Annotated in this window: 21 protein-coding genes; 11 read left to right on the top strand and 10 right to left on the bottom strand. The window is 66.5% G+C overall.

The annotated features are described in order from the left end of the window. Positions 1-166: 166 nt before the first annotated feature. From RT97_RS26910 to RT97_RS32795, 5 genes are all read right to left on the bottom strand, one after another. Complete coding sequence (locus tag RT97_RS26910) at positions 167-2485, bottom strand: methyl-accepting chemotaxis protein (protein WP_042581919.1); 2319 nt, start codon at positions 2483-2485, stop codon at positions 167-169. Between the two features lie 42 nt (positions 2486-2527). Continuing rightward, positions 2528-3061 (bottom strand): chemotaxis protein CheW, encoded by a 534-nt coding sequence (locus RT97_RS26915; protein ID WP_042581920.1) that lies wholly within the window; start codon positions 3059-3061, stop codon positions 2528-2530. A gap of 19 nt (positions 3062-3080) precedes the next feature. Continuing rightward, a complete protein-coding gene (locus tag RT97_RS26920) occupies positions 3081-3446 on the bottom strand; it encodes a response regulator (protein ID WP_042581921.1) in 366 nt (121 codons plus the stop codon). Then, on the bottom strand, positions 3446-3844 hold the full coding sequence (locus tag RT97_RS26925; protein ID WP_013543588.1) for a response regulator: 399 nt from the start codon (positions 3842-3844) through the stop codon (positions 3446-3448). The genes RT97_RS26920 and RT97_RS26925 overlap by 1 nt, the downstream gene beginning before the upstream one ends. Before the next feature lie 79 nt (positions 3845-3923). Beyond that, on the bottom strand, positions 3924-4094 hold the full coding sequence (locus RT97_RS32795; RefSeq protein ID WP_007838397.1) for a rubredoxin: 171 nt from the start codon (positions 4092-4094) through the stop codon (positions 3924-3926). A gap of 111 nt (positions 4095-4205) precedes the next feature. Here RT97_RS32795 and thiD point away from each other — a divergent pair, with 111 nt between their 5' ends. The 3 genes from thiD to RT97_RS26940 are packed head-to-tail and all read left to right on the top strand — an operon-like array spanning position 4206 to position 6944. Next, positions 4206-5168, top strand: coding sequence for a bifunctional hydroxymethylpyrimidine kinase/phosphomethylpyrimidine kinase (thiD, locus tag RT97_RS26930; protein ID WP_042581922.1), 963 nt, complete (start codon positions 4206-4208; stop codon positions 5166-5168). A gap of 3 nt (positions 5169-5171) precedes the next feature. After that, positions 5172-6452 carry a glutamate-1-semialdehyde 2,1-aminomutase gene (hemL, locus tag RT97_RS26935; protein WP_042581923.1) on the top strand — a complete coding sequence of 427 codons (1281 nt, stop codon included), beginning with the start codon at positions 5172-5174 and terminating at the stop codon, positions 6450-6452. A gap of 3 nt (positions 6453-6455) precedes the next feature. Beyond that, positions 6456-6944: a hypothetical protein gene (locus RT97_RS26940; protein ID WP_042581924.1), complete on the top strand. Its 489-nt coding sequence runs from the start codon at positions 6456-6458 to the stop codon at positions 6942-6944. Positions 6945-7062: 118 nt separating this feature from the next. Here the strand turns inward: RT97_RS26940 and purH are convergent, their stop codons facing one another. From purH to dusB, 3 genes are read right to left on the bottom strand one after another with little or no spacing between them, the layout of a single operon-like run. Beyond that, the gene (gene purH, locus RT97_RS26945) at positions 7063-8670 is read right to left on the bottom strand and encodes a bifunctional phosphoribosylaminoimidazolecarboxamide formyltransferase/IMP cyclohydrolase (RefSeq protein WP_042581925.1); all 1608 of its coding nucleotides are present in this window, start codon (positions 8668-8670) and stop codon (positions 7063-7065) included. 15 nt (positions 8671-8685) lie between these two features. Then, positions 8686-8922 (bottom strand): Fis family transcriptional regulator, encoded by a 237-nt coding sequence (locus RT97_RS26950; RefSeq protein WP_007838304.1) that lies wholly within the window; start codon positions 8920-8922, stop codon positions 8686-8688. A gap of 19 nt (positions 8923-8941) precedes the next feature. After that, the gene (gene dusB / locus RT97_RS26955) at positions 8942-10000 is read right to left on the bottom strand and encodes a tRNA dihydrouridine synthase DusB (protein WP_042581926.1); all 1059 of its coding nucleotides are present in this window, start codon (positions 9998-10000) and stop codon (positions 8942-8944) included. 174 nt (positions 10001-10174) lie between these two features. Here dusB and RT97_RS26960 point away from each other — a divergent pair, with 174 nt between their 5' ends. Beyond that, positions 10175-10645 carry a YqaA family protein gene (locus tag RT97_RS26960; RefSeq protein ID WP_042581927.1) on the top strand — a complete coding sequence of 157 codons (471 nt, stop codon included), beginning with the start codon at positions 10175-10177 and terminating at the stop codon, positions 10643-10645. A gap of 7 nt (positions 10646-10652) precedes the next feature. Here the strand turns inward: RT97_RS26960 and RT97_RS26965 are convergent, their stop codons facing one another. After that, the gene (locus tag RT97_RS26965; RefSeq protein WP_042581928.1) at positions 10653-11327 is read right to left on the bottom strand and encodes a glutathione S-transferase; all 675 of its coding nucleotides are present in this window, start codon (positions 11325-11327) and stop codon (positions 10653-10655) included. 135 nt (positions 11328-11462) lie between these two features. Here RT97_RS26965 and RT97_RS26970 point away from each other — a divergent pair, with 135 nt between their 5' ends. After that, complete coding sequence (locus RT97_RS26970) at positions 11463-12446, top strand: trypsin-like peptidase domain-containing protein (RefSeq protein ID WP_080898448.1); 984 nt, start codon at positions 11463-11465, stop codon at positions 12444-12446. A gap of 125 nt (positions 12447-12571) precedes the next feature. Here RT97_RS26970 and ychF read toward each other — a convergent pair whose 3' ends face one another. Further along, complete coding sequence (gene ychF / locus RT97_RS26975) at positions 12572-13663, bottom strand: redox-regulated ATPase YchF (protein WP_042581929.1); 1092 nt, start codon at positions 13661-13663, stop codon at positions 12572-12574. Positions 13664-13867: 204 nt separating this feature from the next. Here ychF and RT97_RS26980 point away from each other — a divergent pair, with 204 nt between their 5' ends. The 6 genes from RT97_RS26980 (at position 13868) to rbsD (ending at position 19989) form a co-directional block, all read left to right on the top strand. Then, positions 13868-14821: a sugar ABC transporter substrate-binding protein gene (locus tag RT97_RS26980; protein ID WP_042581930.1), complete on the top strand. Its 954-nt coding sequence runs from the start codon at positions 13868-13870 to the stop codon at positions 14819-14821. Between the two features lie 36 nt (positions 14822-14857). Continuing rightward, the gene (locus tag RT97_RS26985; RefSeq protein ID WP_042581931.1) at positions 14858-16474 is read left to right on the top strand and encodes a sugar ABC transporter ATP-binding protein; all 1617 of its coding nucleotides are present in this window, start codon (positions 14858-14860) and stop codon (positions 16472-16474) included. Beyond that, positions 16471-17457 carry an ABC transporter permease gene (locus tag RT97_RS26990; protein ID WP_042581932.1) on the top strand — a complete coding sequence of 329 codons (987 nt, stop codon included), beginning with the start codon at positions 16471-16473 and terminating at the stop codon, positions 17455-17457. The genes RT97_RS26985 and RT97_RS26990 overlap by 4 nt, the downstream gene beginning before the upstream one ends. Positions 17458-17519: 62 nt before the next feature. Beyond that, positions 17520-18617 carry a LacI family DNA-binding transcriptional regulator gene (locus RT97_RS26995; protein ID WP_042581933.1) on the top strand — a complete coding sequence of 366 codons (1098 nt, stop codon included), beginning with the start codon at positions 17520-17522 and terminating at the stop codon, positions 18615-18617. Next, positions 18614-19594: a ribokinase gene (gene rbsK, locus RT97_RS27000; protein ID WP_042581934.1), complete on the top strand. Its 981-nt coding sequence runs from the start codon at positions 18614-18616 to the stop codon at positions 19592-19594. The genes RT97_RS26995 and rbsK overlap by 4 nt, the downstream gene beginning before the upstream one ends. Continuing rightward, positions 19591-19989: a D-ribose pyranase gene (gene rbsD / locus RT97_RS27005; RefSeq protein WP_042581935.1), complete on the top strand. Its 399-nt coding sequence runs from the start codon at positions 19591-19593 to the stop codon at positions 19987-19989. The genes rbsK and rbsD overlap by 4 nt, the downstream gene beginning before the upstream one ends.

Consider the following 19989-nt stretch of genomic DNA (forward strand, 5'->3'; position numbering starts at 1 on the left):
TTGATCTATCAGTTTTTCAATGGGCGCCACGCGCCCCGAATGCATACAGCCGTCGCCGTCACTTCAAGGCACACCGCGGAACCGGCCTGGCCGGGCCGCGGGTGTCGCCCCCGCAAGAGGGTTGCCGAAGCGGCATGAAGTGCGCAAAGGCTGGGGGAGAGCTTCATCAGGCAATCTTGAAACGGGCTACCGAGCGACGCAGTTCTTCGGCCATCTGCGACAGTTCGCGCACCTGCTGGGCCGTGGTACGCGTACCTTCTCCGGTCTGCTCGGTCACCGCAAAAATGTGCTGGATGTTCGCTGCCACCACGTTGGCCGAATCGGCTTCGCGGGAGGCGGACTGCGAGATCTGCTCGATCAGCTCGGCGAGGCGGCGGGACACGCGGTCAATCTCGGTCAGCGCGGTACCCGCGTTGTCGGACAGCTTCGCCCCTTCGACCACACCCTGCGTGGAGCGCTCCATGGCGCCCACGGCATCCTGGGTGTCGGTCTGAATCGCCTTCACCAGCGCCGAAATCTGGCGCGTGGCGTCTGCGGAGCGTTCGGCCAGTCGCTGAACTTCTTCCGCCACCACCGAGAAGCCTCGACCGGCTTCACCGGCCGATGCGGCTTGAATGGCGGCGTTCAGGGCCAGCACGTTCGTCTGTTCGGTAATGTCCGAGATCAGCTCGGTGATTTCGCCAATTTCCTGTGACGACTCGCCCAGGCGCTTGATCCGCTTGGAGGTTTCCTGGATCTGGTCGCGGATGGAGTTCATACCGCCGATGGCGTTCTGCACGGCCTGCAGGCCCGACGATGCGGCTTGCAGCGACTGGCGCGCCACCGTGGCGGACTCTTGCGCTTGCGAGGACACGCCGTTGATTCGCTCGGCCATGGTCAGCACCGACTGGCCGGTTTCGCGAATTTCGCGCAGCTGTTCGGTCGAGGCGGCGAGCAGTTCGGTCGAGGTGTTTTCCACCTGCGACGTCGTCTGCGCCACGCGGGTTGCCGTGTTCTGCACGTTGCCCACCAGCAAACGCAGTTCTTCCACCGTGTAGTTCACCGAGTCGGCGATGGCGCCGGTGATGTCCTCGGTCACGGTTGCTTCCTGCGTCAGGTCGCCTTCGGCCACTGTCTGCAGTTCGTTCATCAGCCGAAGAATGGCGGCCTGGTTGGCGTTGTTGATGCGGCCGGCTTCTTCCGAAGTCTGCTCGGCAGCCAGACGCTCGCGTTCGGCGTTGGCGGCACGTTCGCGGCCTTCGCGCACCTGTACGAAACCGATGGCGCCGGCCAGTGCCAAGGCAGCCAGCGACAGCACGAACAGCAAGACGATCGTTCCGGCGCCCAGACCCGTGCGGGCCGAGAGCTTGTCCTGCAGGTCGCCCAGCGACTTACGCAGCGGTTCGCTGTCGGTCAGGATGGACGCCTGCGCTTCGCGCGCCGCCACCAGACCCTGCAGGTTGCCCAGAATGGCGGAGGCCTGCGTGCGCATCTGTTCGTAGGTCTTCAGGATGGCTTCGAGCTGCTGGCGCGTCTGCGGGTCCTTCGAGCCGGGGAAGCGCTGCTGCGCGTTGCCGTCCAGCAGGCCGCGGGTGGTTTCCTGGAAGGTGTTCAGGTCCTTGCCCAGCAGGAACACGGCGTCGGGGTTCACACCCTCGACCGTGAAGAACTCGTTGGTCGACTTGCCGATGCGCTGCGTCAGCATCACGAGCTGGCCGGCGGCCGAGATCTCGGGCAGCGTGGCGTTCTGCTGCATCTTCAGCGAAGCGACGGTTTCCGTCATTTCGAGCAGCGTGGACGACTGCTGGTTGATGTCGCGCAGAGCGGCACCCACCTGGGTCAGGATCTGGCGCTGGGCCAGCACGGCCTTGGCGCTGGTGTCGGCACGTGCAACGAGAGGATTGATCTTGTTCATCTCCTCGTCGTACTGGTTGCCCACGCGCTCCAGACGCAGTGCGTCGTCGCCGTTGGTCAGGCCCGCAACGCGGCGCGAGAGGTCGTCCGCGCTGTCCTTCACTTCGACGAACGCCGAGGCGCTGCCGACGAGGGCCTGGGAGATCGACTTGGCCAGACGCTGCGACTGCATCAGCGACTGGCCGGTGGCCGCCACCTGCTGGGCGAGGCGTTCCGCGCGGAGAATGGCGGAGCCGGCCACCAGGAGCAGCAGCAACACCACGACCGCCAGCATGATCGCCAGGATCCGCTGTTGCCGGGCCGGGTTGGAACCCGTTCGCCCGGCGGGCGGGACGGCTTCGAGGGCCGCCGCGTCGAGCGCATCGGGCGTCTGGCCGTCGGCCAGGCCTTCGACGTCGCCGAAGCCGGTGGGCGCGGGCGAAACGGGGGACGAGCTTTCGCCCTTCCTCGCCAGGCGCACGGTTTTCTCGTCCGGAACCTGAACCGTATCGACATCGTCGAGCGATATCGAACCGGAGCCGTCGACGCGGGCCTTGTCGTTCCCGTTGCTCACGGGCAGTAATTTCTTGAACTTGTCGGCGATCGAGCTCACGGTCGGTCCTTCAGGTGGTTGCCAGTGCTGCGTGCCAAGGCACTACGCACCAATACTCAAAAACTGGGGTTGCTGCGAAAGCGCTTGCAGGTTGACTTCCTGCCAGCGCTCTCCTGCTGCGTCGGTATACAGATGCCCATGCCACGCAGGTGCTTCTGCGCCCGGAGCCTCGGAGGCCGTGAAGGCCTCCGCGCCCCGCAACCCCGCCAGTCGGTCGACCAGCAATGCGCAGTTGACTTCGAGCAGCTCGTTGAATGCAACGAGCCGCGATTGCATGCGCGCGGCCTCGGTGGTGGCCTGCGTGCCCGGCCCGCCCGTGGCGAAACCCGACAGGTGGACCACGCCGTAGAGGCCGCCGCGCAGATTGGCGACGCCGAGGAACCACGGCTCCGTGTAGGGCACGGGCTGTGGCGGCGTCCAGGGAAAGATTTCGCCGGCGTGTCCCAGCGGGAAGAGGTACTTGCCCTCGCCCGCCTCGACGGCAAGCCACGTCGCGGCCACGCCTGTCGTGCGCGCAGCCTGCAGACGGCTTGCTAGCCGGGACTGGAAGGCTCTCAGTGCGTCGCGATTCGCCATGGACTCAGCCGACTGCTGCTCAGGCGAGCGCGCTGATCTTGGACATCAGATCCGCCGCGTTGACCGGCTTCACGATGTAGTCGCGTGCGCCCTGGCGCATGCCCCAGACGCGATCGGTTTCCTGGTTCTTGCTCGTGCACAGGATGATCGGGATGGCGGCGTACTTCGGGTCGCGGGCGATGGCGCGGGTGAGCTGGAAGCCGTTCTGGCCGGGCATGACCACGTCCATGAGGATCAGGTCGGGTTGCTCTTCTTCCAGGCGGCGCATCGCGTCGTCGGCGTTTTCGGCCGTCTTCACGGCGAAGCCGTTCTTCTGGAGGAGGTCGGTCAAGAACACCAATTCAGTCTTGGAGTCGTCGACGACGAGGATTTTTCGAATAGGCATTACTGCACTTCCTGTTGAACGATGCCAAACTGCTGCACGGCCTGCAGCAGTTGGTCTTTGGTGAAAGGCTTGGTCAGGTAGTCTTGCGACCCCACCATGCGGCCGCGGGCCTTGTCGAATACACCGTCTTTCGAAGACAGCATGACGACCGGAACCTTGGAGAAATGAGCATTGCGCTTGATGATGGCGCAGGTCTGGTAGCCGTCGAGACGCGGCATGAGGATGTCGCAGAAAATCAGATGGGGCTTGTGGTCGTTAACCTTGGAGAGCGCATCGAAACCGTCTTCCGCCAGAAGAACCTCGTGCCCACCCTGCTTCAGAAAAATCTCGGCACTGCGCCGGATGGTGTTGCTGTCATCGATGACCAGCACCTTGTAACCTGATCCATTCGGGCCCATTGCAAACGCTCCTGCTCATGAGACTTGGATGCCCGCCGCGCCGTACATCGACGCAGATCGCGTAGCCCTATGCCAATTTTCAGATTTCAACCATTTCGAAGTCTTCCTTGCGCGCACCGCACTCAGGACAGGTCCAGTTCATCGGAACATCGGCCCAGGCAGTGCCTGCCGCGATCCCGTCTTCCGGTACACCAACCGCTTCGTCATAGATCCACCCACAAATCAGGCACATCCAAGTTTTCGTATTCATCGGAGCTTAAAGTCCTTGTTCATTAAATGCAACGAGTGTATCTATGCGTATCTCACTGGCGAGCTATAAACGTCGCGCCTATGCCACCATCCAGGAGATTCCGCCCGGCGTATGACCATCTACTTACATCCAGCAGACAACGCCCGCAAACCGGGCGATCTTAACGACCCCTCGCAGGACGCCGAAGCGCTCGCCGAACGCGACCTCAATCCGCCCTGCGTGCTGGTCTTCAATGCCAGCGATCCGAGCGGAGCGGGAGGCCTGGGTGCCGATGCCCTCGCCATGGCGTCGGTGGGCGCACACATTCTCCCCGTGGTGACAGGCGCCTACGCCCGGGACACAGCCGAGATATTCGACCATTTCGCGTTCGACGAAGAGGCCATCGCCGAGCAGGCGCGCGCCATCCTGGAAGACGTCGAAGTGCAGCTGATCAAGGTCGGTTTCGTCGGCTCGCCCGACGCCCTCAGCACCATCGCCGAGACCGCTTCCGACTACCCTGACGTGCCCGTGGTGGCCTATATGCCCAACCTTTCCTGGTGGGATGAAAACCAGATCGAGGCCTATCTGGACGCTTTTCGCGAGCTTGTCTTGCCGCAGACCACAGTGTTGGTTGGAAACCACAGTACGCTGTGGCGGTGGCTCCTTCCGGACTGGAGCGGCGAGCGCCCGCCCGGCGCGCGCGACATCGCCAAGGCTGCCGGCGAGTTCGGCGTGCCCTACACGCTGGTAACAGGCATGGTGCTGCCCGACCAGTTCATCGACAACGTGCTGGCCTCGCCGCAGTCGGTGCTCGCCAACGAGAAGTACGAGCGGCTCGAGGCGGTCTTCGCCGGCGCGGGCGACACGCTCTCGGCCGCGCTGGCCGCCCTGCTCGCAAGCGGCACCGACCTGGTGGCCGCGACCAGCGAAGCCCTCGCCTACATGGACCGGTGCCTGGACGCGGGCTTCCGCCCCGGCATGGGCCACGTGCTGCCCGACCGCCTGTTCTGGGCCGAGCCCGAGGACGACGACGAAGACGACGACCCCGATGCACCGCAAGATTTCGCCCTGCCCCCTCACGACACCCGCCACTGATCGATGACCGACAAGAACGACACTCTCTTCGAGCGCGCCCGCGCCGTGATCCCCGGCGGCGTGAACTCGCCCGTGCGCGCCTTCAAGGCCGTCGGCGGCACGCCTCGCTTCATCCAGCGCGCCGAAGGCGCCTATTTCTGGGATGCCAACGGCAAGCGCTACATCGACTACATCGGCTCCTGGGGCCCGATGATCCTGGGCCACGGCCACCCCGCCGTGGTCGAGGCGGTGCAGAAGGCAGTGCTCGAAGGCTTCTCGTACGGCGCGCCGACCGAGCGCGAAATCGAACTGGCAGAGGCCATCCTCGCGCTCGTGCCTTCCATGGAAATGGTGCGGCTCGTGAGCTCGGGCACCGAGGCCGCGATGAGCGCACTGCGCCTGGCACGCGGCGCCACTGGCCGTAAAAGCATCATCAAGTTCGAAGGCTGCTACCACGGCCATGCCGACGCGCTGCTCGTAAAGGCCGGCTCGGGCCTGGCCACATTCGGCAACCCGACTTCGGCCGGCGTGCCGCCCGAAGTGGTGCAGCACACGATCGTGCTGGAGTACAACAACCTTCAGCAGCTCGAAGAAGCGTTCTCGCTCCACGGCAACGACATCGCCTGCCTGATGATCGAGGCCATCGCCGGCAACATGAACTTCGTGCGCGCCACGCCCGAATTCGCCCGGCGCTGCCGCGAGCTCTGCACGAAGCACGGCGCGCTCCTGATCTTCGACGAGGTGATGACCGGTTTTCGCGTGGGCCTGCACGGCGCGCAGGGCGTGCTGGGCATCAAGCCCGATCTCACGGTGCTGGGCAAGGTCATCGGCGGGGGCATGCCGCTCGCGGCGTTCGGCGGTCCGCGCGCCATCATGGAGCAGCTCGCGCCGCAGGGGCCGGTCTACCAGGCCGGCACGCTGTCGGGCAACCCGGTGGCCACGGCGTGCGGCCTTGCCACGCTGAAGGAAATTGCCAAGCCCGGTTTCTACGAAGCACTCGGCAAGAAGACGCGCTCGCTGGTCGATGGCCTGAAGGCCGCCGCAGCGGCCGAAGGCCAGCCCTTCAACGCCGACAGCGAAGGCGGCATGTTCGGCTTTTTCCTCATGAAGGACCTGCCGCAAAACTATGCCACCGTGATGACAACCGACAACGCGAAGTTCAATGCGTTGTTTCATGGTTTGCTCGATCGCGGCGTGTATATTGCCCCCGCGCTGTACGAAGCAGGCTTCGTGAGCGCAGCGCACGGGGAGGAAGATATCGCAGCCACCATAGAAGCGGCACGAGAGATTTTCAGAACGCCTTAGTCCATGAACGCCCTGCGCCTGCTGCCGGTATCGAGTGCTGCCCTTGCTCTTCTTCTACCCGGCCTGGCGCTTGCGCAGGCGTCCTTCGAGCCGAAGAACATCTGGGTCAACCCGGGCTTCTATTCGGCGCACTTCGACAGCGGCAAGGGCCTGGAAAATTCCAACTTCGGCCTGGGCTTCGAATACCCGCTGAGCGACACCTACCGCATCACGGGCGGCACCTTTCGCAACAGCGACCGCAGGCAGTCGAACTACCTCGGCCTGTACGTGCTGCCCTTCGAGTTCTACGGCGTGAAGTTCGGCGCGGTGGTGGGCGGTTTCGACGGCTACCCCAACTATCGCAACGGCAACTGGTTCCCGGCCATCCTTCCGGTGGCGGCCATCGAGGGCAAGAACTGGGGCTTGAACGTCGCCTACGTGCCGACGGTCAAGAACCGCCTGTACGGCGCGATCACCTTCCAACTCAAGTACCGGTTCGGCACCCACGAATAGGCTCGCCCCCCAGGCTGCCCGCACTTCGTGTCGCTTCGCCAACCCCCTACCGGGGGCAACACCTGCGGCCCGGCAAAGCCGGTTCCGCGGTGTTCTCGAAAAAGCGGAAGAAGCGCCTTCAGTGCCGGAAGTGGCGCACGCCCGACAGCACCATCACCACGCCGCGTTCGTCCGCGGCATCGATCACTTCCTGGTCGCGCATCGAGCCGCCCGGCTGGATCACGCAGCTCGCGCCCGCATCCACCACCACGTCCAGGCCGTCGCGGAACGGGAAGAAGGCATCGCTCGCCACCGCCGTGTCCTTCAGCGACAGGCCCGCGTGCTCGGCCTTGATGCTGGCGATGCGGGCGGAGTCGAGGCGGCTCATCTGGCCCGCGCCGACGCCCATCGTCATGCCGTCGGCGCAGAACACGATCGCGTTGCTCTTCACGAACTTCGCGACCTTCCAGGCGAACAGCAGGTCCTGCAGTTGCTGCGGCGTGGGCTGCTTCTTGCTCACTACCTTGAGGTCGCTCTCGGCGAGCTCGTGGTTGTCGGCGGTCTGCATGAGAAGGCCCGAGCCGACGCGCTTGACGTCCATCAGGTTGCGGCCGTTCTCCCAGTCGGTCTTGCCGCCCGGCGGCAGCGCGATCTCGAGCACGCGCACGTTCAGCTTGGCCTTGGTGGCCTGGAACACTTCGAGCGCCTCGGGCGTATAGCCCGGCGCCATCAGCACTTCGACGAACTGCTTGTTGACCGCTTGCGCGGTGGCCAGGTCGACCGGACGGTTGAAGGCGATGATGCCGCCGAAGGCCGAGGTCGGATCGGTCTTGAAGGCCTTGGCATAGGCCTCGTTCGCGTCCTTGCCCACGGCCACGCCGCAGGGGTTGGCGTGCTTGACGATCACGCAGGCCGGCACGTCGAAGCTCTTGACGCATTCCCACGCCGCGTCGGCGTCGGCGATGTTGTTGTAGCTCAGCTCCTTGCCTTGCAGCTGCCTGGCCGATACCAGCGAGCCGGGCGCCGGATAGAGGTCGCGGTAGAACGCGGCCTGCTGGTGCGGGTTCTCGCCGTAGCGCAGGTCCTGCACCTTCACGAAGCGGCCGTTGCTCTGCGCGGGGAAGAGCGAGCGCGTGGGCGCAGGCTGGCCGATGCTGGCGTCGAAGTCGATCGCCGAGAGGTAGTCGCTGATCGCGCCGTCGTAGTCGGCGATGCGGTTGAACGCGGCCACCGAGAACGCGAACTTGGTCTTGTCGCTGAGCTTGCCGCCGGCCTTGAGCTCGGCGAGCGCCACGGGGTACTGCGCCGCGTCGGTGAGCACGCCCACGTCCTTCCAGTTCTTGGCCGCGCTGCGCACCATGGCCGGGCCGCCGATGTCGATGTTCTCGATCGCGTCTTCGAGCGTGCAACCGGGCTTGGCCACGGTCGACTCGAACGGGTAGAGGTTGACGATCAGGAGGTCGATGGTGTCGATGCCGTGTTCCTTGATCGCCGCCACGTGCGCGGGCAGGTCCCGCCGCGCAAGCAGTCCGCCGTGGATCTTGGGGTGCAGCGTCTTCACGCGGCCGTCGAGCATTTCGGGAAAGCCGGTGTGGTCGGCCACCTCGGTCACCGGCAGGCCCGCGTCGGCCAGGAGCTTGGCGGTGCCGCCGGTGGACAGCAGCTTGATGCCCAGCGCATGCAGCGCCTGGGCGAATTCGAGGATGCCGGTCTTGTCGGAAACGGAGATGAGTGCGGTCTGAGCCATGGGTATGCCGTGAAGTTATTTCAGAAGTTTGTGCTCGACCAATTTCTTGCGGAGCGTGTTTCGGTTGAGGCCCAGCCATTGCGCGGCCTTGGATTGATTGCCCTCGGCGCGCGTCATCACGACATCGAGCAAGGGCTTCTCGACCACGCGCACGAGCATCTCGTACATGCCGTCGGGTTCGGTGCCGCGCAGGTCGCGAAAGTAGCTGTCCAGACTGGTGCGCACGCAGTCTTCGATGTGTTTCTTGCTCATTGCTTCTTCTCTTCTTCTCTCAATCGACGGCGCAGGCCGCCTCCTCTTCACCGGACAGCTCTTCGGCCGCCTGGTGTGCGGGCATGCGGTCCATCCGGTCCGCAAGCCCGTCGAAATAGTCGCCCACCGCGCGAAGCTGCTCCGCGCAGTCCTCGATGGCGTTCATCGTGCTGCGGAAGGCCTCGCCGTCGGGAAGCGTGCGCACGTACCAGCCGATGTGCTTTCGCGCGGTGCGCACGCCGCTGAAATCGCCGTAGAGCGCGTAGTGCTCCACCAGGTGATCGAGCAGCAGGCGGCGGACCTCGGCGACCAGCGGCGGCGCGCGGTGCGTGCCGGTGTCCAGGAAGTGCGAGATCTCGCGAAAGATCCAGGGCCGGCCCTGCGCGGCGCGGCCGATCATCACCGCGTCGGCACCGGTGGCCGCGAGCACGTCGCGCGCCTTCTCGGGCGATGTGATGTCGCCGTTGGCCACCACCGGCACGCGCACCGCGGCCTTCACGGCGGCGATGGTGTCGTATTCGGCGTGGCCCTTGTAGCCTTGCTCGCGCGTGCGGCCGTGAACGGTGAGCATCTGCACGCCGGCCGATTCGAAATCGCGCGCGAGCTTCACCGCGTTGCGGTTGTCTTCGCTCCAGCCGGTGCGCATCTTGAGCGTGACCGGCACGTTGAATGGCTGCGCCGCATCGACCACAGCCTGCACGATCTCGAGGGCCAGCGGCTCGTCGCGCATCAGCGCCGAGCCCGCCCACTTGTTGCAGACCTTCTTGGCCGGGCAGCCCATGTTGATGTCGATGATCTGCGCGCCGCGCTCGATGTTGTAGACCGTGGCCTCGGCCATCATGGCCGCATCGGTGCCGGCGATCTGCACCGCGATGGGGCCCGGCTCGCCGTCGTGGTTGGCACGTCGCGAAGTCTTGAGCGTGCCCCAGAGTTCCTTGCGCGAGGTGACCATCTCGCTGACCGCATAACCCGCGCCGAGTTCGCGGCACAGCATGCGGAAGGGCCGGTCCGTCACGCCGGCCATGGGCGCGACGAACAGGCGGTTTTCCAGCGTGTGGGTGCCGATCTGCAAGGTCATGGGAAAGGAGGCGGTGCGCGTTCGGCTGCTGAAAAATGAGGCACGATTGTAGCCACCTGGGATTTCGGCGACTGAAACGATTTGCGCCTGCGGGACAGGCGTAAACACCAATGTCTCGCGGGGCCTTCTCCGACGCGGATGCGGTGCGGGTGCTGCCTATACTCCGCCGACCTTATGCAAGCCTGGCTCGACTCCCTCATGGCGCTGCTGGCGCTGCCGCAGTACGGCCTCTCGACGCTGTTCGTCGCCGCCTTCGTGTCGGCCACGCTGCTGCCGGTGGGCTCCGAGCCCATCCTGTTCGGCCTGCTCAGGCTCAACCCCGAGATGTTCTGGCCCGCCATCGCGGTCGCGACGGTGGGCAACACGCTGGGCGGCGCGGTCGACTGGTGGATGGGCTACGGCGCGCACAAGGTCGCTGACAAATACTCGCACTCGAAACACCACGTGCGCGTGCTCGGATGGCTCGAGCGCCTCGGGCCGAAGGCGTGTCTCCTGAGCTGGCTGCCGCTGGTGGGCGATCCGTTGTGCGCTGTGGCGGGCTGGCTCAAGCTGCCCTTCTGGCCGTGCCTTGGCTACATGGCCATCGGAAAATTCCTGCGCTACGTCTGCATGACCGTCGCGCTCATCTACATCTTCCCGGCCTGACGCAACCTCAGCTCAACAGGCCGTAGGGGCCGCCGCGTTCCAGCGCGCGCTTGTAGGCCGGCCGCGCATGGATGCGCTCTAGGTACCCCATGAGCCTGGGCCGCTTCGCATCGAGTCCGCCGCGCGCCTGCGAGGCTTCGACCACGAAACTCATCTGGATGTCGGCGCCCGTGAATTCGTCGCCGGCGAACCACTCGCTCTTGCCCAGTTCGGACTCCATGTAGTTCAGGTGGCTCGCGATGTTCGGGTTGATGAACGCCGACTTCGCCTTCGCCGCGATGGCCTTGGCCACCGGCTTGGCGAAGAAAGGCATCTTGCTCGTCTCGATGCGGTCGAACACCAGCTTGAGCAACAGCGGCGACATCGCGGTGCCCTCGGCGAAATGCAGCCAGTAGCGATAGCGCAAGGCCTCGGGCGTGCCGGCCGCGGGCGCGAGGCGGCCATGGCCGTAGCGCTCGATCACCGTCTCGATCACCGCACCCGATTCCGCGAGCGTGAGGCCGTCGTCCGTCGTCACCACCGGCGACTTGCCAAGCGGGTGAATGGCCTTGAGCGAAGCGGGCGCCAACATGGTCTGCGGATCGCGCTGGTAGTGAACGATCTCGTACGGCAGTTCGAGTTCTTCGAGCAGCCAGAGCACGCGCTGCGAGCGCGAATTGTTGAGATGGTGGACGGTGAGCATGGGGGCGAGCCTTGTGGAGAAATCGGGGCGCGCGCAGTCTAACAACAGGAAACATCGCCAACGCGGCTTTCGCACGCCCGCACACAGCGCCCCCGCCTACGAGAAACCGGAGGCTGCGCTTTCACACTCCTGCGAATGAAAAAATCCATCCGGCCCTGGAAGCCCCTGGCAGCCGGCCTCTGGCTCGGCATGCTCGCCTGTCACGCCTCGGCGCTGCAGCCCGAGGAAGTTTTTCGCAAGGCATCGCCCGCGGTCTGGACCGTCAAGGGCGACCAGGGCAACAACAAGACATCGGTCGGCAGCGCGGTCGCCGTGACGCCGGCCGCCCTGGCCACGGCCTGCCATGTGGTGAACGGCGCCATGTCGGCTACCGTGACGCAGGGCCAGACCACCATCAAGATCAAGAGCATCCTGCGCGACCCCGACACGTCGCGCGACCTGTGCGTGCTGATGACCGAAACGCCGCTGCAGTTGCCCGCCGTGCAGATCGCGCCGGTCGGCGACCTGCGCGTGGGCCAGCGCGTGTTTGCCATCGGCAGCCCGCACGGCCTCGAACTCACCTTGACCGAAGGCCTGATCTCCGCGCTGAGGCCAAGGGCCCAGGGCCAGTTGCCGATCATCCAGACCTCCGCGCCGGTGTCCTCGGGCTCGAGCGGCGGCGGATTGTTCGATGACGAAGGCCGGCTGGTCGGCGTCACCGACAGCGTGGCGCCCGGCGGAGCGAACCTCGGCTTTGCCTATCCGGCGCAATGGGTGATGGAACTGCCGCAGCGCGTGATCGCCGAGATGACGAAGTGGCGCGAGCTGCTCAAGAACGTCGGCGTGGCGCTCGGCCCCAACGGCGAACCCGCGCCCTCAGGCCATGCCGACCTGGCCGACGAAGCCGGCCTGCCGGTTGTCGGCAGCGACCCCGCGCAGATCCGCGCCGCGTACCGCCAGTTCCTGCTGCAGGCGCGGCCGCGTGCGTTCCTGATCACGAGCGACAACAAGTTCGGCACCGCCACCAACTCGGCCGCGCTGACCGAGCACCTCAAGGGATGCGCGGAGCGCAAGGTGGTGTGTGCGGCCTATGCGGTGGACAACACCGTGGTGTGGGGCAAGCAGCAAGTCGCCAAGTAGCCGCAGAGCCCTGCCAACTCGTCGCGAGACACCGCGGAACCGGCTCCGCCGGGCCGCAGGTGTCGCCCCCGGTAGGGGGTTGGAGAAGCGACACGAAGTGCGCGAAGCCTGGGGGCGAGCCAAGTTCAGGAGCTGAACAGGAAGTTCATCACGTCGCCATCCTTGACGACGTATTCCTTGCCTTCCGATCGCATCTTCCCCGCGTCCTTGGCGCCCTGCTCGCCCTTGAACGCGATGTAGTCGTCGAACGCGATGGTCTGCGCGCGGATGTAGCCCTTCTCGAAATCGCCGTGGATCACGCCGGCCGCCTGCGGGCCGGTGTCGCCGATGTGGATGGTCCAGGCGCGCACTTCCTTCACGCCGGCGGTGAAGTACGTCTGCAGGCCCAGCAGCTTGAAGGCTGCACGGATGAGGCGGTTCAGGCCCGGCTCGTCCTGGCCGATTTCGGCGAGGAACATCTTCTTGTCCTCGTCGTCCATCTCGGCGAGGTCCGCTTCGATCTTGGCGCAGATGGCGACCACGGGCGCGCCCTGCTTGGCAGCGTATTCGCGCAGGCGATCGAGGTAGGGGTTGTTCTCGAAGCCGTCTTCGGCCACATTGCCCACGAACATCGCGGGCTTGGCGGTGATGAGCGTGAAGCTCTTGACCAGCGGCTGCTCTTCCTTGGTGAACTCGAGCGCGCGCACGGGCGTGTTCTCGTTCAGGGCGGCCTGGCAGCGCTCCAGCAGGCCGACGAGCTTCTGCGCGTCCTTGTCGCCCGAGCGCGCCACCTTGGTGTGGCGGTGCAGCGCTTTCTCGACCGTGGCGAGGTCGGCCAGGCACAGTTCGGTCTGGATCACTTCGATGTCGGAGATCGGGTCGACCTTGCCGGCCACGTGGATCACGTTGTCGTCGTCGAAGCAGCGCACCACGTTCACCGTGGCATCCGTCTCGCGGATGTGCGCGAGGAACTTGTTGCCCAGGCCTTCGCCGGTGCTGGCGCCGGCCACGAGGCCGGCGATGTCGACGAACTCGACGATGGCGGGCACCACTCGCTCGGGCCCCACGATCGCGCTCAGTTGCGCCAGGCGCGGATCGGGCACTTCCACCACGCCCACGTTGGGCTCGATGGTGCAGAAAGGATAGTTTTCCGCTGCGATGCCGGCCTTGGTCAACGCATTGAAAAGGGTGGATTTACCGACGTTGGGCAGGCCGACGATGCCGCATTGCAAACTCATGGGAGGTCCTCTTGGGTAACCCGCGATTTTAGGCGACCATGCTTGCATGCCCGCCCGGCAGGTCTTCGGCCCCCTTCGTCCATCCCTCGAAAGCTCAGGGTTAAACCCGATTAGCAAACGTTTGCGCAAACGTTTTCGTTAGGTAATATCGGAGCCCCCGGCAGAGACCGGCGTACCGCTCAACCACACCTCAGGAGACACACCATGAAGTTCACCCGCCGCACCCTGCAAAGCGCCGCCGCGCTCACGCTGCTGGGCGCCATCGCCGCCACGCCCGCCTTCGCGCAGGACAAGCCCAAGGTCGCACTGGTCATGAAGTCGCTGGCCAACGAGTTCTTCCGCACCATGGAAGACGGCGCCAAGGCGCACAACAAGGCCAACGCCGCGAAGTACACGCTGGTGGCCAACGGCATCAAGGACGAGACCGACACCTCCGCCCAGATCAAGATGGTCGAGCAGATGGTGGCGCAGAAGATCAACGCGCTGGTCATCGCGCCGGCCGATTCGAAGGCGCTGGTGCCCGTGATCAAGGCCGCCATCGACAAGGGCATCCTGGTGGTCAACATCGACAACCAGCTCGACGCCGCCGCGCTCAAGGAAAAGGGCATCCAGGTGCCCTTCGTCGGCCCCGACAACCGCGCCGGCGCCAAGCTGGTGGGCGATGCGCTGGCCAAGGAGCTGAAGGCGGGCGACAAGGTCGGCATCATCGAAGGCGTCTCGACCACCTTCAATGCGCAGCAGCGCACCCTCGGCTACCAGGATGCCATGAAGGCCTCCAACGTGACGGTGGTGGGCGTGCAGTCGGGCCAGTGGGAAATCGACAAGGGCAACACGGTGGCCGCCGGCATGATGCGAGAGCACCCCGATCTCAAGGCGCTGCTCGCCGGCAACGACAGCATGGCGCTCGGCGCCGTGGCAGCGGTGAAGGCCGCGGGCAAGACCGGCAAGGTGCTGGTGGTGGGCTACGACAACATCGGCGCCATCAAGCCGATGCTCAAGGACGGCCGCGTGCTCGCCACTGCCGACCAGTTCGCCGCCAAGCAGGCCGTGTTCGGCATCGAGACCGCCCTGAAGGCCATCGCCGACAAGAAGAAGCAGTCGGAGATGCCCGCCGAAGTGAAGACCGACGTGGTGCTCGTCACCAAAGACTCCAAGTAAACCGAGAGAGCCAAGACGTTGAACGCAGCGCCCGCCATGAATTCCGGTCCACCCGTGCCCGTGCTCTCGCTGAGCGCGCTCGGCAAGGACTACGCGGCGCCGGTGCTCGACGACGTCTCGATCGTGCTGAACGCCGGCGAAGTGCTTGCCCTCACGGGTGAGAACGGCGCCGGCAAGAGCACGCTCTCGAAAATCGTCTGCGGCCTGGTGCAGCCCACGCGCGGCCAGATGCTGCTGGACGGCAAACCCTTCCAGCCGGGCTCCCGCCGCGATGCCGAGCGCCTGGGCGTGCGCATGGTGATGCAGGAACTGGGGCTGGTCACCACGCTGTCGGTGGCCGAGAACCTGCTGCTCGACCGCCTGCCCAACACGACCGGCTGGATCCGCAAGGCCAAGCTGCACGAGCTGGCCGCGCGCCAGCTCGCCAAGATCGGCATGGAGAACATCGACCCGGCCACGCCCGTCGCGCGGCTGGGCATCGGCCAGCAGCAGATGGTCGAGATCGCGCGCAACCTGCAGGACGACACCCGCGTGCTGGTGCTCGACGAGCCCACCGCGATGCTCACGCCGCGAGAAACCTCGCACCTCTTCGAGCAGATCGAGCTGCTGAAGGCGCGCGGCGTGGCGATCGTCTACGTGTCGCACCGCCTCGAAGAGCTGCAGCGCATCGCCGACCGCGTGGCGGTGCTGCGCGACGGCAAGCTGGTGGACGTGCGCGCCATGGCCGGCGTGCGCGAATCCGAACTGGTGCAACGCATGGTCGGCCGCGCGGTGCACGAGCACGAAGGCCGCGATCGCCGCGTCGCCGGGCCCGTGCTTCTGAGCGCGCGCGGCCTCGGCCGGGCGCAGGTGGTGCGCGACGTTGATCTCGACCTGCGCGCCGGTGAAATCATGGGCCTAGCCGGCCTGGTCGGCTCTGGCCGGACCGAACTGGTGCGCCTCCTCTTCGGTGCCGACCGCGCGGACCGAGGCGAAATTTCTCTCTACGACGCAAAGACCGGGGCGCAGCCCGTGCAGCACGTGCGCAAGGGCTGGCGCTCGCCGATGCAGGCGATCCGCGCCGGCATCGGCCTGGTCACCGAAGACCGCAAGTCGCAGGGCCTGCTGCTCACGCAATCGATCCGTGTCAACGCGACGCTGAGCGACCTGGGCGCGATCTCGCACGCCGGCTGGCTGCAGCGCGCCAAGGAACGCAATATCGCGCGACAGCTGGTGGAGCTCCTGCGCATCCGCTCGCGCAGCATCGAACAACCCGTCGCCACGCTGAGCGGCGGCAACCAGCAGAAGGTGGTGTTCGCGCGCTGGCTGCACCGCGAATGCAAGGTGTTGCTGCTCGATGAACCCACGCGCGGCGTGGACGTCGGTGCACGCGCCGACCTCTACGCCGAACTCGACCGCATGACCGACGCCGGCAAGGCGCTCTTGATGGTCTCGAGCGACCTGCGCGAACTGATGGCGATGTGCGACCGCATCGGCGTGATGAGCGCGGGCCGCCTGGTCGCCGTGTTCGAGCGCGGCGAATGGAGCGAGCAATCGCTGCTCGCCGCCGCGTTCAGCGACGCGACCGGACGCCCCGCCGCGCCAGCCACGTCGCACTCGTCCCCTCTTTCCGATTCGAACCCGGCCCACCCGGCCACTGCCGAGACCCCATGAACGCAGCCGTCCCGACAACCAATCCGCGCACCTCCGCACTGAAGGGCCAGCTGGGCACCTACCTCGGCCTCACGGTCGTGCTGGTGGGCATGATCGCGCTCTTCGGCTCGATGAGCGAATACTTCCTCACGCGCGACACCTTCATCTCGATCGCCAACGAAATCCCCGCGCTCGCCGTGATGGCGGTGGGCATGACCTTCGTGCTGATCATCGCGGGCATCGACCTGTCGGTCGGCTCGGTGCTCGCACTCAGCGCGGCCGTGACGGCCGCGGCCATCCTCGAGTGGAAGCTCTCGGTGCCGCTCGCCGCCATGCTCGGCCTGGCCACCGGCCTCGTCTGCGGCACGGTGACCGGCGCGGTGTCGGTCGCCTGGCGGCTGCCGAGCTTCATCGTCTCGCTGGGCATGCTCGAAGCGGTGCGCGGCGGCGCCTACCTCGTGACCGACTCGCGCACGCAGTACGTGGGCGATGCGATCTCGGGCCTGGCCGCGCCGTGGATCGGCGGCATCTCCGCTGCCTTCGTGCTCGCGGTGGTGCTGGTCGTCATCGGGCAGATGGTGCTCACGCGCACGGTGTTCGGCCGGCATGTGGTGGGCATCGGCACGAACGAGGAAGCGATGCGCCTGGCGGGTGTCGACCCGCGGCCGATCCGCATCATCGTGTTCGCCGTCACCGGTCTTCTTGCGGGCCTCGCGGGCCTGATGCAGTCGGCGCGGCTCGAAGCGGCCGACCCGAATGCGGGTGTCGGCATCGAGCTGCAGGTGATCGCGGCCGTGGTCATTGGCGGCACCAGCCTCATGGGCGGTCGCGGCTCGGTGGTCAACACCTTCTTCGGCGTGCTCATCATCGCGGTGCTCGAGGCCGGCCTAGCGCAGGTGGGCGCGAGCGAGCCGAGCAAACGCATCATCACGGGCGCCGTGATCGTGGTTGCGGTGATCATCGACACCTTGCGCCAGCGCCGCGCGGACCGCCGCCTGGCCTAGGAGAAGGTGTGAACGAATCTCACGCCTTCTGACGCTTCCCAAAGAACGAGGAACAACACCCCATGGCCACCATCAAGGACGTCGCGCTGCGCGCGGGAGTCTCCGTCACCACCGTCTCGCACGTGGTCAACGACACGCGCCATGTGAGCGCCAAGGGCCGCGAACGCGTCGAGCTCGCCATCCGCGAGCTGGGCTACGTGCCCAATGCGATGGCGCGCAGCTTGAAGAGCAACACCACCTCGACGCTCGGGATGCTGATTCCGAACAGCTCCAACCCCTACTTCGCCGAGATCGTTCGCATCGTGGAAGACCGCTGCTTCGGCGCCGGCTACACGCTGGTGCTGTGCAACACCGACGACGAGCCCCGGCGCCAGAGCGTGTACCTGCAGGTGCTGGCCGAGCGCCGCATCGACGGGCTGATCGTGGTGTCCACGGGCGACGACGACTCGCTGGTCACGCAACTGCAGGGCCTGCGCATCCCCACGGTGCTGGTCGACCGCGAGATCGCCGACCCGAGCTGCGACCTGGTGGAGACCGCGCACATGCAGGGCGGCCTGCTCGCGGTGCGGCACCTCCTGTCGCTCGGCCACAAGCGCATCGCCTGCATCGGCGGGCCCGAGGGCCTCACGCCCAGCGAGCAGCGCATCGAAGGCTGGCGCATGGCGCTGGCCGAGGCCGGAACCACGCCGAACGCCGATGCGCTGCTATGGCGCGGCGCCTTCACCAGCCAGAGCGGCTACGAGGCGATGCACGCCATCCTGCGCACCGAACATCCGCCTTCGGCCGTGTTCGTGTGCAACGACCTGATGGCCATCGGCGCGCTGCGCGCCGCGCATGAAAGCGGCGTGCACGTGCCCGACGAGCTCTCGATCGTCGGCTTCGACGACATCGAACTCTCGGCCTACACCAGCCCGCCGCTCACCACCGTGGCACAGCCCAAGGAACGCATCGGAGCGCTGGCGGTCGACATGCTGCTGGAGCGTGTGGGCGGCAAGCGGCGCGACGCGCGCAAGGTGGTGCTGCAGCCCGAGCTGCGCGTGCGCGCCTCGACCGCGCGCCATGCGAGCTTCCGCGAGGCCACCGCGCCCGCGACTTCTTCTTCGGCGCCCGCCGCCGGCGCGGCGCCTTCAACGGAAAACCGAAAGTCCCGCACCCCGTGAGTCCGAAGCCTTCTTCCCGCAGTTCCGAGCCGTCGCCGGTGCCTTTGCCGCCGCGCATCGTGGTGCTCGGCAGCCTCAACATGGACCTGGTGCTGCGCGTCCCCCATGCACCGGCCGCGGGCGAAACCCTGATCGGCCATTCGATCGCCAACATCCCCGGCGGCAAGGGCGCCAACCAGGCCGTGAGCTGCGCGCGCGAAGGCGGCCAGGTGCGCATGATCGGCTGCGTGGGTGACGACGCCCACGGCCGCGCGCTGCGCGAATCGCTGGAACGCGACGGCATCGACACCGCCGCGCTGCGCACGGTCGATGCGGAGCCCACGGGCACGGCGCTGATCCTGGTGGAAGACAGTGGCCAGAACCGCATCGTGATGATCCCCGGCGCCAACGCGAAGGTCGAGATCGACGAGCCCGCGCTTCGCGAGCAGCTGAAGGGCGCGGCCTTTCTCGTGATGCAGTTCGAGACGCCGATGGACCAGGTCGCGCGCGCCCTCTCGGTGGCGCACGAAGCGGGCTGCAAGGTGCTGCTCAACCCGTCGCCGGTGCAGGCGATTGCCGAGCCGCTCTGGCCGCGCATCGACACGCTGGTCGTCAACGAGATCGAAGCACAGACGCTGTGCGGCCAGTCGGCCGACAGCCCGCAGGAAGCCGCACTGGCCGGCAAGGCGCTGCGCGCCAAGGGCATCGACCGCGTGGTCGTCACGCTCGGCGCGCGCGGCGCGGTGGCCATCGACGCCGACGGTGCGCGCCACCATCCCGCACCGAAGGTGCAGGCGGTGGACACCACCGCCGCCGGCGACACCTTCCTCGGCGCGCTCGCGGTGGCATTGGGCGAAGGCCAGCCGTTCGACGAGGCGGTGCGCCTGGGCATCCGCGCCGCGGCGCTGTGCATCCAGCATCCCGGCGCCCAACCCTCCATTCCGCGGCGCGATGCCGTGCTGCAAAGTCCCCCGCCTCCCGACTGGATCACGCTGTGAAACGCTCTCCCCTGCTGCATGCCGAACTCTCGCAAGTGATTGCCGCTCTGGGGCACGGCGACATGGTGGTCATCGGCGATGCGGGACTGCCGATTCCCGATGGCCCGAAGCGCATCGACCTCGCGCTCACGCCCGGCATCCCGCGCGTCGCGGACGTGCTCAAGGCGGTGCTGTCGGAGATGCAGGTGGAGCGTGCGCTGCTGGCGCGCGAGGCGGTGGAGCAACTGCCGGCCGGCGCGCTGCCCGCATGGTGCGAGGGCCAGCTGGCCGTGGTGCCCGAGACGATTTCGCACGAAGAGCTCAAGCGCCTGAGCGCACGCGCCCGGGCGGTGATCCGCACCGGCGAATGCACGCCCTACGCCAACATCGTGCTGTGCGCAGGCGTGACGTTCTGA

This window comes from Variovorax paradoxus, from assembly GCF_000834655.1.
Lineage (GTDB): Bacteria > Pseudomonadota > Gammaproteobacteria > Burkholderiales > Burkholderiaceae_C > Variovorax > Variovorax paradoxus_F.

Excerpts from the sequence above, each read along its gene's own strand:
- RT97_RS26985 (WP_042581931.1), top strand. The coding sequence starts at position 14,858 with ATGAATTCCGGTCCACCCGTGCCCGTGCTCTCGCTGAGCGCGCTCGGC.
- purH (WP_042581925.1), bottom strand. The coding sequence starts at position 8,670 with ATGGCTCAGACCGCACTCATCTCCGTTTCCGACAAGACCGGCATCCTC.
- RT97_RS26965 (WP_042581928.1), bottom strand. The coding sequence starts at position 11,327 with ATGCTCACCGTCCACCATCTCAACAATTCGCGCTCGCAGCGCGTGCTC.
- ychF (WP_042581929.1), bottom strand. The coding sequence starts at position 13,663 with ATGAGTTTGCAATGCGGCATCGTCGGCCTGCCCAACGTCGGTAAATCC.
- RT97_RS26925 (WP_013543588.1), bottom strand. The coding sequence starts at position 3,844 with ATGGGCCCGAATGGATCAGGTTACAAGGTGCTGGTCATCGATGACAGC.
- RT97_RS26960 (WP_042581927.1), top strand. The coding sequence starts at position 10,175 with ATGCAAGCCTGGCTCGACTCCCTCATGGCGCTGCTGGCGCTGCCGCAG.
- RT97_RS26995 (WP_042581933.1), top strand. The coding sequence starts at position 17,520 with ATGGCCACCATCAAGGACGTCGCGCTGCGCGCGGGAGTCTCCGTCACC.
- thiD (WP_042581922.1), top strand. The coding sequence starts at position 4,206 with ATGACCATCTACTTACATCCAGCAGACAACGCCCGCAAACCGGGCGAT.
- RT97_RS26970 (WP_080898448.1), top strand. The coding sequence starts at position 11,463 with ATGAAAAAATCCATCCGGCCCTGGAAGCCCCTGGCAGCCGGCCTCTGG.
- RT97_RS26920 (WP_042581921.1), bottom strand. The coding sequence starts at position 3,446 with ATGCCTATTCGAAAAATCCTCGTCGTCGACGACTCCAAGACTGAATTG.
- RT97_RS26940 (WP_042581924.1), top strand. The coding sequence starts at position 6,456 with ATGAACGCCCTGCGCCTGCTGCCGGTATCGAGTGCTGCCCTTGCTCTT.
- hemL (WP_042581923.1), top strand. The coding sequence starts at position 5,172 with ATGACCGACAAGAACGACACTCTCTTCGAGCGCGCCCGCGCCGTGATC.
- RT97_RS26990 (WP_042581932.1), top strand. The coding sequence starts at position 16,471 with ATGAACGCAGCCGTCCCGACAACCAATCCGCGCACCTCCGCACTGAAG.
- RT97_RS26915 (WP_042581920.1), bottom strand. The coding sequence starts at position 3,061 with ATGGCGAATCGCGACGCACTGAGAGCCTTCCAGTCCCGGCTAGCAAGC.
- dusB (WP_042581926.1), bottom strand. The coding sequence starts at position 10,000 with ATGACCTTGCAGATCGGCACCCACACGCTGGAAAACCGCCTGTTCGTC.
- RT97_RS32795 (WP_007838397.1), bottom strand. The coding sequence starts at position 4,094 with ATGAATACGAAAACTTGGATGTGCCTGATTTGTGGGTGGATCTATGAC.
- RT97_RS26950 (WP_007838304.1), bottom strand. The coding sequence starts at position 8,922 with ATGAGCAAGAAACACATCGAAGACTGCGTGCGCACCAGTCTGGACAGC.
- RT97_RS26980 (WP_042581930.1), top strand. The coding sequence starts at position 13,868 with ATGAAGTTCACCCGCCGCACCCTGCAAAGCGCCGCCGCGCTCACGCTG.